The organism is Cardiobacterium hominis (genome assembly GCF_900637305.1).
Classification (GTDB): domain Bacteria; phylum Pseudomonadota; class Gammaproteobacteria; order Cardiobacteriales; family Cardiobacteriaceae; genus Cardiobacterium; species Cardiobacterium hominis.
In genome coordinates this window covers 671,609-683,515 of record NZ_LR134365.1, presented here as the reverse complement: position 1 = coordinate 683,515, position 11,907 = coordinate 671,609, and the positions used below count along the sequence as shown (strand labels likewise).

General features: G+C 62.6%; 11 protein-coding genes and 2 pseudogenes. 5 read left to right on the top strand and 8 right to left on the bottom strand.

The features are described from left to right. The first annotated feature begins 81 nt into the window (after positions 1 to 81). Positions 82 to 285: a hypothetical protein gene (locus EL199_RS03125; protein WP_126315982.1), complete on the top strand. Its 204-nt coding sequence runs from the start codon at positions 82 to 84 to the stop codon at positions 283 to 285. A 209-nt stretch (positions 286 to 494) separates the two neighbouring features. Here the strand turns inward: EL199_RS03125 and EL199_RS03120 are convergent, their stop codons facing one another. From EL199_RS03120 to EL199_RS03110, 3 genes are all read right to left on the bottom strand, one after another. After that, the gene (locus EL199_RS03120; RefSeq protein ID WP_126315985.1) at positions 495 to 3,158 is read right to left on the bottom strand and encodes a hypothetical protein; all 2,664 of its coding nucleotides are present in this window, start codon (positions 3,156 to 3,158) and stop codon (positions 495 to 497) included. A gap of 98 nt (positions 3,159 to 3,256) precedes the next feature. Continuing rightward, positions 3,257 to 3,784, bottom strand: a complete 528-nt coding sequence (locus EL199_RS03115; RefSeq protein ID WP_004140361.1) for a GNAT family N-acetyltransferase — start codon at positions 3,782 to 3,784, stop codon at positions 3,257 to 3,259. A 311-nt stretch (positions 3,785 to 4,095) separates the two neighbouring features. Beyond that, positions 4,096 to 5,043 carry an NmrA/HSCARG family protein gene (locus tag EL199_RS03110; protein WP_126315984.1) on the bottom strand — a complete coding sequence of 316 codons (948 nt, stop codon included), beginning with the start codon at positions 5,041 to 5,043 and terminating at the stop codon, positions 4,096 to 4,098. Positions 5,044 to 5,125: 82 nt separating this feature from the next. On the opposite strand from EL199_RS03110, the pseudogene EL199_RS13605 reads away from it, so the two are divergent. From EL199_RS13605 to EL199_RS03085, 4 genes and pseudogenes are all read left to right on the top strand, one after another. Continuing rightward, a pseudogene (locus tag EL199_RS13605) lies at positions 5,126 to 5,275 on the top strand (winged helix-turn-helix transcriptional regulator); the annotation flags it as partial. 198 nt (positions 5,276 to 5,473) lie between these two features. Then, the gene (locus tag EL199_RS03100; protein WP_004140366.1) at positions 5,474 to 6,331 is read left to right on the top strand and encodes a LysR family transcriptional regulator; all 858 of its coding nucleotides are present in this window, start codon (positions 5,474 to 5,476) and stop codon (positions 6,329 to 6,331) included. Positions 6,332 to 6,509: 178 nt separating this feature from the next. Beyond that, positions 6,510 to 7,132, top strand: a pseudogene (locus EL199_RS13210) (IS5 family transposase); the annotation flags it as partial. Beyond that, a complete protein-coding gene (locus EL199_RS03085) occupies positions 7,078 to 7,809 on the top strand; it encodes a substrate binding domain-containing protein (RefSeq protein ID WP_126315983.1) in 732 nt (243 codons plus the stop codon). The pseudogene EL199_RS13210 and the gene EL199_RS03085, both read left to right, overlap by 55 nt. Before the next feature lie 7 nt (positions 7,810 to 7,816). On the opposite strand, the gene EL199_RS03080 is transcribed toward EL199_RS03085, so the two are convergent. The 5 genes from EL199_RS03080 to lepB all read right to left on the bottom strand — a co-directional run bounded on the left by EL199_RS03080 (position 7,817) and on the right by lepB (position 11,893). Next, positions 7,817 to 8,197 (bottom strand): hypothetical protein, encoded by a 381-nt coding sequence (locus EL199_RS03080; RefSeq protein WP_004140369.1) that lies wholly within the window; start codon positions 8,195 to 8,197, stop codon positions 7,817 to 7,819. Further along, positions 8,178 to 9,080: a GTPase Era gene (gene era, locus EL199_RS03075; RefSeq protein ID WP_004140371.1), complete on the bottom strand. Its 903-nt coding sequence runs from the start codon at positions 9,078 to 9,080 to the stop codon at positions 8,178 to 8,180. Before era ends, EL199_RS03080 begins: the two co-directional genes overlap by 20 nt. A gap of 46 nt (positions 9,081 to 9,126) precedes the next feature. Beyond that, entirely contained in the window at positions 9,127 to 10,113 is a 987-nt protein-coding gene (locus EL199_RS03070; RefSeq protein ID WP_004140373.1) for a toxin-antitoxin system YwqK family antitoxin, read from the bottom strand. Positions 10,114 to 10,126: 13 nt separating this feature from the next. Then, entirely contained in the window at positions 10,127 to 10,792 is a 666-nt protein-coding gene (gene rnc, locus EL199_RS03065; protein ID WP_004140375.1) for a ribonuclease III, read from the bottom strand. Between the two features lie 81 nt (positions 10,793 to 10,873). Further along, the gene (gene lepB / locus EL199_RS13485; protein ID WP_004140376.1) at positions 10,874 to 11,893 is read right to left on the bottom strand and encodes a signal peptidase I; all 1,020 of its coding nucleotides are present in this window, start codon (positions 11,891 to 11,893) and stop codon (positions 10,874 to 10,876) included. Between the last annotated feature and the right edge of the window lie 14 nt (positions 11,894 to 11,907).

Genomic DNA, 11,907 nt, shown 5'->3' with positions numbered 1-11,907 from the left:
ACGGCAGACGGTTGGCATCACCCGTGCATCGAAGGAGAACGCGCCGCCCGGCGCGTTTTCCCCACGAACCAGGAGCGCACCATGCCACAAACCCTCTACCACGCCAGCGGCCTCACCGCTGACAACGCCGACAAGCTTAAAGACGCCGGAATGAATGTACCTGGCGTCAAATGGGTGAACATCAATAACGGCAATATTGTCGTCACTCACGAAGACGGCTTTGATGCCGATGCGTTCGCCGCCGCTTTGCACGGCACCGACGGCAGTGTCAGTTTGAGCCGCTGAAATTCTGCCGCAGATGAACGCAGCCCCGGCTGCGTTTTTTTGTGTGCCGTTATCGGGCGAGGCAGGGGGCAAAGCCCGTAGCAGGCTGTGGTGCGTCAAGATGCGCCCTATGGCTCTCGCGCTTCGTGCGAACAAGGGTTAGATGGCTATAAATGGGTAAAAAGATGCCCCGCTGCGGTTTCGCCGGAGCGGGGCTTTTGCAACGCGGCTTAGAGGCCGTCTTGTTGCTGCATTTGCCGCAGTTCGTCCAGGCGCTCCAGCGCGGCGTCGAAGGTTTGGCGGCGCGCTGTCTGTTCGTCGGCGGGGGTGTGGTTCAGGGTGTTCCAGTATTTTTGCAACACGACGTCGTTGTTGCGTTCGCCGTGGTAGGCGGCAAGCGGTCGGCCGTTGTTGTCGTAGAGGATTGCCCATTCGCAATCGTGATTCCCGCAAGACAGGCCGTTTCTGCCGTATTCAAGTGCAAGCAGTTGGCCGCTTGCGTAGTAGTAGCGGCTGCCTTGGCTCGCTTCGCCGGCGCTGCTGTAGGGGTCATCTGTTTCTGCAACGCCTGCGGGCTGTTCGCTTTGTACGGCAAGGCGGCCGTCACGGTAGTGGTTGAGGCGGCTTATGGGCGCGCCGTTGCGGTATTGCTGGATGGCGAGGATGCTGCCGTCCGGGCGGTACCAGGTGATTTTGCCGTCCACCGCGCCGGTGGTGTAGTCGCGCGGGTCGGCGTCTTTTTTCAGGGTGAAGGGCGCGGTTTGCGGGGTGTTGCTGTCCTGGTAGTAGTCCTGGACGACGCGGCGGCCGTCTGCGGTTTTGCCCAGGGTTTTGCGGAGGTAGCCGCCGGGGGCGGGTTGGTCTGCCGGTTTGCCGTCGCGGTCGGCGTATTGGTCGGCTTCTGGCGCCGGGGTGTAGTCAATGGGGTTTTCGGCGGCTTGTTTGGCGTCCAGCACGGCGGCAGGCAGGCGCGCGGTTTGTGGCGCGGGCGCGTCAAGGGCGTCGGGTTCGATGCCGGTTTGGGGCAGGTGGATGCCGCCGAGGTTGTATTTTTGCTCGGGGTTTGGCGTGGTGTCGGCTTCGTTTTGGTTTGCGACGGCGGCAGGTGTCGCGTTTGTGGCTGTGTCAGGTTGGGAGGCAGGCGCGGGCTGCTGTGCGCCGGGTTCTTTTGGGGTTGGCGGGCTGTCTGTGCTTCCTTCCGCGCTCATGGGGGGAGCGGGCTGTTCTACGGCGGGCGCGGTGTTTTTTTCAGGCTGGGTTTCGCTCGGTGCTTCTACGCTTTCGGCGGCTATCATGTTTTCGATGTGTTCGCGGCGCTGGAGTGCTTCTTTGATGGCCGTCTGTTTGTCAGGCTGTTCGTCCAGTACGCTCCAGAGGGCAGGCGGCTCGCCCTGGCGCGAGCGGTAGGCGGCGAGCGGGTTGCCGTCGCTGTCGTAGAGGATTTCGTCGCTTTGGTTGGCGTAGTGTTGGCTGAGGTAGAGCAGGTGGCCGCTGCTGTGGTAGAGGCGCAGGCCGTCGGCGAGATCACCCGCGCTGCGGTAGGGGTCGGTGCTTTCGTCCAGGTCTTGCGGGCGCGGCATTTGGGCGACGAGGCGGCCGTCCTGGTAGATGTTCATCCGGCTTTGAGGTTCGCCGTTTTTGAAGGCCTGCACGGCGTAGGTGCTGCCGTCTTTGCGGTACCAGATGACGCTGCTGTCTGCGGTGTCGTTCTCGAAGTTGTGCGGGTCGGCGTCTTTTTTGAGGATGAAGGGCGCGGTTTGCGGGGTGTTGCTGTCCTGATAGTAGTCTTGGACGACGCGGCGGCCGTCGGCGGTTTTGCCCAGCGCTTTGCGGTAGTAGCCGCCGGGGCTGGCGGTTTCTGTCGGTTTGCCGTGTGGGTCGAAGTGCCAGGTCTCGCCGTCTGTTTCGGCGCTGTAGTCGAGGGTGAGGTTGGTTGCCTGTTTGGCGTCCAGCACGCTTTCGGGGAGGAGGGCGGGTTGTGGCGCGGGGGCGGGCAGGGTTTTCTGCGGCGGCGCGTCGTTCATGAACATGAATTCGAGGTGGCTGACGAGTTCCAGCAGGCGCTGTCTTTGCGTTTCGAGGGCTTTGATTTCTTCAAAGTCGGGGCCGTCTTCGCGGGCGTTGCCGTCTTTGTCCCAGCTGCTGATTTCGCTGAGTTTGCCGTCGGGCGTGCGCAGGGTGGCGATGACGGGGCTGCCGTCTTCGCGGTAGGTGATTTCGGCGCGGCCGTCGTCATCGGCGTGGATGTAGCCGAGGGGTTTGCCGCTCGGGTGGTAGAGGCGCAGGCCGCTGGCAATGGGGTCGCCGCGGTAGGGGTCGTCTTCGGTGTCGCTGCGGCTGTCGTCCAGCGGCATTTGTGCGGCGAGGCGGCCGTTTTGGTAGATGTTGAGGCGGCCGTAGTGCGCGCCGTCGCGGTAATCCTGCACGGCTTCGATGCTGCCGTCTTTGCGGTACCAGACGGTTTTGCTGTCGGCGTTGTCGCTGTTGAAGTCGTGCGGGTCGCTGTCGTTTTTGAGGATGAAGGGTGCGGTTTGCGGGGTGTTGTTGTCTTGGTGGTAGTCCTGCACGACGCGGCGGCCGTCGGCGGTTTGTCCCAATGCTTTGCGGTAGTAGCCGCCGGGGCTGGCGGTTTCGGTCGGGTTGCCGTCGTGGTCGAAATACCAGGTTTGTTCGTCGCCGGGGGTGTAGTCCAGCGCGATGGTCGCCGCCTGTTTGGCGTCGAGGATGTTTTCCGGCAGGGTGGCGGTGATGCGCGCCGGGGCGGCGAGTGCGTTCACGGCGACTTCGGGTTTTTCGGGTTGTTCTGCGGCGGGCTGCGGGTGCAGTGAGGCTTCGGGGTTAACGATGGCGGCGGCGAAGCCGAGGGTGAGCAGGATGACGGGGATCTGGATCATGACGGGGTCTCCGTAGGTGGGGGAGGTGCATTATATAGCGGGGTTTTTCATCGTGGCTTACAGACGGCTCAGCAGGCTTGCGCTGGTTGCCCGCGGCGCTATGCCCCGCGCCGTATCCGGTAATGGCAGACGGGGTTTCCTTGGAATTCGACGATGTTTTCCAGTACGCCGCCGTTTTTTTCGATGACGCGCCGGGATGCCGGGTTGTCCGGGCTGCACGTCAATAGCAGTTCACGCAGGCCGAGCGCGTCGCATTGTTGCAGGGCGAGGGCGAGCATTTCGGTCGCATAGCCCTGGTTCCAGCAGGCGGGGTGGACGGAGTAGCCGATGTGGCCGCCGTACTGGCGCAGGAATTCATTGAGTTCGTGGCGGATGTTGATGATGCCGCGCATTTGCGCGGCGGTATCGTCCCAGGCGAGGTAGGTGGAATCGGCGACTTTGGCGACGCCATTGGGCATCAGCGTGCCGCCGGGGGCGTCGCAGAAGGCAATCCAGCTGGCAACATCGGGAAACTGCTCCAGCACGGCGCCATGCAGCGGCAGTCCGGCGGCGTGGACGGCATCAAGGTAGGCGCGGATGGCGCTTTCGTGGGCAAGCGTCGGTTTGACGAGGCGGATGCGGGGCATACTGACTCCTGTTTGTTGGGGGAGGTCGCATTGTAGCCCGGTGCGCCGGATTTCAGGGTTGTTTCCGACGGATGGATGCGCTGTGCATCACCATGATTTCATGGATGCTGCTTTTCATCTGTCTCGCCGGAAGTGCGATAAATGCTTTGGTTTGCTGCCCCCACCCCGACCCTCCCCCACCGGGGGAGGAGGCAACTTGGCGGTTTACATACGCCTGAGCGCTCAGGGTGTATGTAAATGGGGCGTCTGTTTCTGCTGTCTTGGTATCGGTGGTATGCGGTCGCCCCGCCCTTCCCACAGGAGAGGGCACTTTAATGCGCTACCCCGAATGGCACCGCTTCGCCACGCCAACCGCTATGGCGCAGGAATTGTTCCCAAGTGAACGCGGTCGGGTCGATGCGGCGGCTCCAGGCAAGGTCGCGTTCGGGGCGGTAGTAGCCGTATTCGACGGCATAGCTCGTCATGCCGAGCAGCTCCCGCACCAGCAGTTCGTTGGCGGCGAAGGCGGGGAAATGGTGCAGCAGGCCGTCGCGGTCGTAGGCGCTGCGGTATTCGGCGCGGATGCCGGTGACGCGGCTGAAGGTAGCGACGATGTCGCGCGGCGAGAGGATGTCGCCGATAACGGGCAGGGTTTGTCCCTGGTATTGGGCGGGGTGAGCGAGGATTTCGGCGACTGCCGGGCCGGTGGCGGTCAGCGGATCGACGAAGGGCGCGCGATAGTCTTCCGGCAGGTAGATGGGCAACAGCAGCGTGTCGCCCTCGCGGCGCGGGATGTAGTATTCGAGCAGGTTGGTGTAGAAAAACGCCAGCATGATGAAGCTGTGCGCCACCGGCAGCCCGCGGATGTGGTCGGCGATGCGCGCCTTGTCGGTGAAGTGCGGCGCGTATTTGTCGCCGTGGCTGATGGCGGCGACGTTTTCCAGCGTGCTGAAGATGAGGTGCGGCACGTCTGCGGCGACGGCGGCATCGGCGAGCGCGCAGCCGAGGGCGAATTCGTCCGAGTCGTTCGGCGGGGTGGGCGGGGTCATGAGAAAGGCGCTGTCTGCCCCGTGAAAGGCGGCGCGCCAGGCGGCGTGATGGCCGACGGCGAGCGGTGCGGCGACGACTTCCGCGCCCAGTTGCGCCAGCGCGCGGGCTTGTGGTGCGGCGGGGTTGCGGGTGAGCGCGCGCACGCGGTATTGTCCGCTGCGTAGCAGGGTGGCAACGACGCTGCGGCCTTGTTTGCTGGTTGCGCCCGCGATGGCAATGAGGGGTTGCATGGGGTTCTCCGGTTTTAAGGGGCGGCCAGTATCGGCGCGCGCGACAGGGAGAACAAGAGCTATCTTTTTCAATAGGTTGGATATGAAGGAAGAATGTGTGAGCGATTTTGTCCGCCTGAACGGCAAGGTGTATCCCTGCCCGCTCAGTCTGGCGATGGATCTGGTCGGCGGTAAATGGAAGGCGGTGATTCTTTACCATTTGCAAGACGGCGCGAAGCGCTTTGCCGAGTTGCTCCGCGCCAGCCATAGCAAAAGCGCGGGCAATGCCGAGGCCGATGCCGTCGCTGCCGCCGGTGATGACAGCGTGTTTACCGGTGAGTAAGGTCATGATGAAGCTCCGTGAAGTAAAAGGAAGGGTGTCTAGAACGTTTGCAAATGCGGTAATACGGGATAAACTGGCAGTATTTGATGAAAATTGCACAAAGAGGCCATGATGAATCTCGACTGGAACGGCATCCGCTACTTCGCCACGCTGGTGGAAAAAGAAACGCTGACCGCTGCCGCTGCCGCGCTGGACGTGCAACACAGCACCGTGTCGCGGCAAATCGCCCAACTGGAACAGGCGCTCGGCCTGCGCCTCTTCGATCGCATCGGCAAGCGCTACCTGCTCACCGCCGACGGCGAACGGCTATACCGCCATGCCTGCGATTTATGCAAAGAGATGAACGTGTTACAGCGCGTTGCCCGCGAACAGGCGGCGGTGCGGCACAGCGTGACCGTCTCGGCGCCACCGTTTGTCGTCCGCCTGCTGCTGATGCCGCATCTGACCGATTTCTACCGCAAACACGCCGATATCCGCCTGCACCTGCTCGCGGAAGCGGCGCTGGCCGATTTGCATGGGCGACAGGCGGATATCGCCCTGCGCCTCGTCCGCCCGACGCAAAACGATCTCGCCGTGCGCCGCCTGCGCGGCTTCGCCTTCCGCCTCTGCGCGCACCGCGATTACCTCACGCGCCGCCGTGCCGACTGGCAGTTTGTCCAACTCGCGGTGGAAGCGCGGCACAGCCGCTGGTTCATGGAGCAGATTGGCGAGGACGCGGACATCGTCTTTGCCAGCAACGACTTCGCCGCCGTCAAACAGGCGATTGCCGGACAAATCGGCATCGGCATCCTGCCCGATTTCGCCGTTTCGCCCGCAGACGGCTTGCAGACAGTGGCACTGCGCGCAGACGAACCCCCGCCCGCCTGCGCGGCGGCGCTGTATCTGGTCATGCACGAAGACGTGCGCCGCAGCCCCGCCGTGCGCGCGGTGGCGGATTTTTTCGGGGAAGCACTGGCGGGCGCATGAGCGGCGATGAATGGAGGCAGAGGTTGTGTGGGATGGGAGAACGCCACCAAGCGGCGTGGTTGCTGGATTTCGTAGAGACGTTGCAGGCAACGTCTCGGAAACGAAAAGCCGTATTGCGCCGCGCAATGTCGTTCTTAGAACGTGTTCATTGTCTCAGCCTCTGCTGTAAACTATCGGCATGAACAGAAAAACCTACCCAAGCGATATCAGTCGCGAGCAATTTGCGCCTCTCCTTCCCCTGCTGGAAAGTGCCCGTAAACGCACAGCGCCACGCCAGGTGGACTTGTACGATATCTCGTGCCATTCTCTATCTGCAACGCACCGGCTGCTCCTGGCGCGCTTTGCCGGGCGATTTCCCCAAATGGCGCACCGTGCATTCCTACTTCCAGAGATGGACTGAGCTACGCGAGAGTGGCATCAGCATCCTTGAGGAAGCATTAAAAAAATCAGGTAGTTGCGGAGCGCCGCAAGCAGGGTCGCCATGAAGCAACCACTTTCCTGATTATTGATGCGCAGAGTGTGAAGAACACGGATACCGCCATGGAAAAAGGCTACGATGCGGGCAAGAAGGTTAGCGGTATCAAGCGGCATATAGCGGTTGACACGCAAGGTTTGCCGCATGCGCTTGCGGTAACGACGGCGGATGTTACGGATAGAAAAGGCTGCCTGCTAGCCTTGGAACGTGGGCGGGATAATCTTGGTGCGGTACAAAAAATCCTTGCTGACGGTGGTTACACGGGTAAGGCATTTGCTTCGTCGGTACAGGAGTTGATTGGTGCGGAGGTAGAGATTGCCAAACGAATTGCCGCCGCCTCAATGCGACCCTGCACGATACCCGCCTCGCCCTCGCCAATCTTAAAACCGAAATCGCCGGCGAGGTGCGCCTTGCCGCGCCGACCAGCATGGCAAACGCCGCCGCCTTTCAGCGCGCCCTGCGGCGCATCGGCGACGAACACCCCGCGTTGCGCCTGCAATTGCATTTCGGCGAAGCGCTGGCGGATCTGCGCAGCGGCGCGATTGATATTGCCCTGCGCGGCGGCGATCATGCGCTGGACGCGCCCGACCTCGTCGCGCGCCCTCTCGCCGAGTGGCGTTGGCAGATCTGCGCTGCGCCCGCCTGGCTGAAGCATGCCCCGCCCATCCACACCCCCGCCGATTTGACGCGGCAACGCTGGCTGCACCATCTGCCGCTGCATCTGGAAATACAGCGCGGCGAGGCGCGCTATCTGCTGGATATTGAAGACAGTCTTTACTGCAACCAGCTCGCGGCGGTGCGCGTGCTGTGCGAAGCGGGACTGGGGCTGGCGCTGATGCTTGAGGGCGAGGCGGCAGCGGCGCTGGCGTGCGGACGTTTGCAGCGCGTCTTGCCGGAATGGACGCTGCCTGCGGTCAGCATCTACGCCGTCACCCCGCACCGCGTGCAAGCGGCGAAAATCGCAGCGGTGCTGGCGATTCTGCGGGAGACGTTTGCGGGGTGAGTTTGTGTTAGGCGCCGTGGCGGGGCGTTTGTTGTTCGGCGACGTAAGCACGCCAGCGTTGCAGGCGCGTTTTGCTGGCGGCGGTGAGCAGTTTGTTTTCGTGCAGGATGCGCAGCGCGATGTGGTCGATGGCGTCGAGGTGGGCGGGGTCGCCATCCGCCTCAAAAGCCGCTTTGGCGGCGTCGATGGCGGCAAAATCGCGGCGGATTTGGTGCAGCATCAGCGCCTGTCCGCCCATGACGATGACGATCAGCAGCAGGCAGATGGCGCTGCCGTAGCCGTGTGTCACCTGGTGCAACAGCGCGGCGAGGACGATAAGTCCGCCGACGAGCGGGGTGCAGGGTTTGAGCGGCGCGGGTTCGGGCGCATCAGGCGTCTTCTGTGCCACTGCCGTGCCCCATGCTGTGGATGATGGCGTCGTTGTCGCGCCAGTTTTCTTTGGTTTTGACGTGGTTGCGCAGCATCACTTTTTTTTCCAGCAGTCCTTCCAGTTCTTCGCGCGCGCGCTGACCGATGAGGCGCAGCGTCTGCCCGCCCTTGCCGATGACGATGCCTTTTTGGCTGTCGCGCTCCACCATGATGGTGGCGTCGATTTCGACGAGGCGCTCGTCTTCTTGGTACTGGTCGATGATGACGCCGAGGGCGTAGGGGATTTCCTGGTGCAGGTAGCGGAAGATTTTTTCGCGGATGATTTCAGCAGCCATGAAGCGCATGCCGGCGGTGGTGATGTGGTCTTCGGGGTAGAGCCACGGCTGTTCGGGGAGAAACGGTATCAGCGCGCGCTCCAGCGTGTCGAGGTTTTGCCGCTGTTGGGCGGAGACGGGGATGATCGCCTGCCAGTTGCCGAGGCTCTGGATGTGTTCGAGTTCTTTGAGCAGCACGGTTTTGTCGCGCAGGCGGTCGATTTTGTTCGGCACCTGAATGACGGGTTTGTCGCCTGCGGCCAGCGCTTTGGCGATGCGCGCGTCTTCGTCGTTCCAGCGCCCGGCCTCAGAGACCTGCAGGATGAGATCGACGTAGTCCATGCTTTGCCAGGCGGTGCGGTTCATGTGGCGGTTGATGGCTTTTTCCCGGCTTTGGTGGATGCCGGGGGTATCGACGAAGATGATTTGGTTCTCGCCCGTGGTGTGGATGCCGAGCAGCGCGTGCCGCGTGGTCTGCGGTTTTTTGCTGGTGATGGCGATTTTCTGGCCGATGAGGTGGTTAATCAGGGTGGATTTGCCGACGTTGGGGCGGCCAACGACGGCGATGTGTCCGGCGCGCGTGTTCATGGGGGTTCCTGGGAGGTGATGGGTAGGGGGTAGTCCGCTTGAGCGCTCAAGGTGTATCAAAAGGTGTATCAAAAAGGGCTGGTTCAGGCAGGTCGGTGGCGGTTCTCTCGCGGTTGTGCCGGTTGAGGTCGCTGTTGTTCCGCAGCTGTTGTTTGATGTCGTCCCGGCGGGCGAGGGCGGCGTTGATGCTCTGGCGGCGCGCGGCCTGTTGTCCGGCCGGGGTGGTGTTGAGGGTGTTCCAGCTGTGGCTGGAGATGATGTCACCGCTTTGGTCACTCTGCCAGGCGAGGAGCGGGGTGCCGTCCGGGGCGTAGAGGCTTTCGCCTTCTTCGCAGTAGAAGGCGGCGAAGCAGCTGCCAATGCGCCCATGCTGGTATTCGAGGGCGAGGATGTGGCCGTCGTCGTAGTAGTAGCGCGTGCCTGCTGTGGCTTTGCCGCCGATGCCGTAGAAATCGTGGTCGCTGCCGGGACGGGGTTTTTGTGCGACGAGGCGGCCGTTGCGGTAGTAGCTCAGGTATCCGGCAGGCTGGCCGTCATGGTAGTGCTGGATGGCGTACACGCTGCCGTCCTGGTTGTACCAGACGAGTTTGCTGTCGGCGTTGATGATGATGGTGGCTCGCGGGTCGCCGTAGCGGTTGAGGATGTAGGGCGCGGTGCGCGGGTGGTCGCTGTTTTGGTAGTAGTCCTGGATGACCCGGCGACCATCGGCGGTTTCGCCCAGGATTTTGCGGTGCCCATTGTTGGCGGGGATGTTTTTGGCGGAGGGGTAGGGGGTGTAGGTGATGTCGGTTTTGGCGGCTGTGGCGGCGTCGTACACGCTGGCGGGCTGCGGCTGCAGGACTGGCGGGGCGTCCATGTTGTCGGGTTTAGGGGCGGCGCTGCTCAAGGTGTGCAGGTTGTCGGGTCTGTACAAGTGATGCAGGTTGTAGGGTTTGTCGGGGGAGGTGGCGGGTTCGCTGTTCGGTTTGGCGGCGGTGGAGAGGTTGGCAGCGAGGGCGAGCAGGAGGGGGATGGCGATGTGTTTGCGCTTCATGGGGTTTTCCGGGTTATTTGTGGTTTTGGTATTGGGCAAGCAGGTCGGCGGCGGCTTGTTGTTCGGCTTTTTTGCGGCTGCTACCGTGCGCGATGGCGCGGTAGTCGCCGCTGGTCGCTTCAATCTGGAATTCACGCGCGTGTTCGGGGCCGCTTTCTTCGGTGATTTGGTAGTCCGGTAGCGGCAGGCCGCGGCCTTGCAGGTATTCTTGCAGTTGGGTTTTCGCGTCTTTGAGGCGGGTCGCGGTTTGTGGCAGGGCGCTGAGGTCGTCTTTGAGGAGCGCGAGGGTGATGTGTTCGCAGGTGGGGTAGTCGCTGTCCAGGTATACCGCGGCGATGAGCGCTTCGACGGCGTCCGCCAGGATGGAGTTGCGCCGCGCGCCGCCGCTTTTCAGTTCGCCGCTGCCCAGATGCAGGTGTTGGCCGAGGTTGAGGCGGCGGGCGATGGCGGCGAGGTTTTCGCCGCTGACGATGGTGGCGCGCAGGCGGGTGAGGTCGCCTTCGGGTACGTCGCGGCGGTTCTGGTAGATCCAGATGCTGCTGATGGTTTCGAGCAGGGCGTCGCCGAGGAATTCGAGGCGTTCGTTGTGTTTGGCGCTGTGGCTGCGGTGGGTCAGCGCGCGGGTGAGGAGGGCGGTGTCGGTGAAGCGGTAGTTCAGCGCTTGTTCGAGGGGGTGCATGGTTGGGGGGATGTAGGGTGGGGCTTGCCCCACCGTAGAATGGTTTGGTGGTGGGTCAAGACCCACCCTACGATGGGTGTTTTAGCGGATGCTTTTGCCGATGTGGTTGCAGTCGCCTTTGCCGAGGATGCAGTTGCTGTTCATCCAGATGAAGGTGGCTTTGCCGACCAGGTTTTTTTCCGGGACAAAGCCCCAGGCGCGGCTGTCTTCGCTGTCGTCGCGGTTGTCGCCCATGACGAAGTAGTGTCCTGCCGGGACGGTCAGGCTGCCTTCGACCATGCCGGGGCGGGTGTTGGGGTTTTCGGGGTAGAGTTGCGCGCGGTGTTTGCCGTAGCCGGTCAGGGTTTCTTCGTAGATGGCGGCGGGGATGCGGTAGCTGCGCTCGCCGTACTCACGGTTGATTTCGCGTGTTTCGCCGGTAGGTTCCAGCGGCTGCGCTTCGTCGTTGATCCAGACGTGGTTGCGCTCGTAGCGGATGTGGTCGCCGGGCAGGCCGATGACGCGCTTGATGTAGTGCAGGCTGGGGTTTTCCGGGTAGCGGAAGACGATGACGTCGCCGCGCTGCACGCTGCCGGTCGGGATGAGGGTCGTGCGCAGTACGGGCAGTTTGATGCCGTAGCTGTATTTGCTGGTGAGGATGAAGTCGCCGTCGTAGAGGTTCGGCTCCATCGAGCCGGAGGGGATGCGGAACGGCTCCCACATGAAGGAGCGGATGAACCACACGGTGAACAGCACCCAGAACATGCCGCCGAAGAATTCGATGATTTTTTCTTGCGGGTACACGGGGTGTTTGAGCCAGTAGAGTTCGGCGCCTTTGAGCGGCTCTTGTTGGGTGAGGGCGTGTTGGGCGCGGTCGAAGGCGTTTTGGTGTTTGCGGCGCACGCCTTTGCCCTGGATGACGGTGGCGAGGCGGGTGGCGTAGGCGATGCGGTCTTCCTGGGTTTCGGTGCCGGTTTTGAAGGCGCGGTAGAGGCGCTTGCGCGTTTTGCGGTAGCTGCGGCCGTCGATGAGGTAGAAGATGAAGCAGATGATGACGGTGACGGTGAGAATCAGCTCAAAATGGGTCATGAATCCGGCGAGGATTTGCTGGATGGTGTTCATGTGTGAGGGGGTTC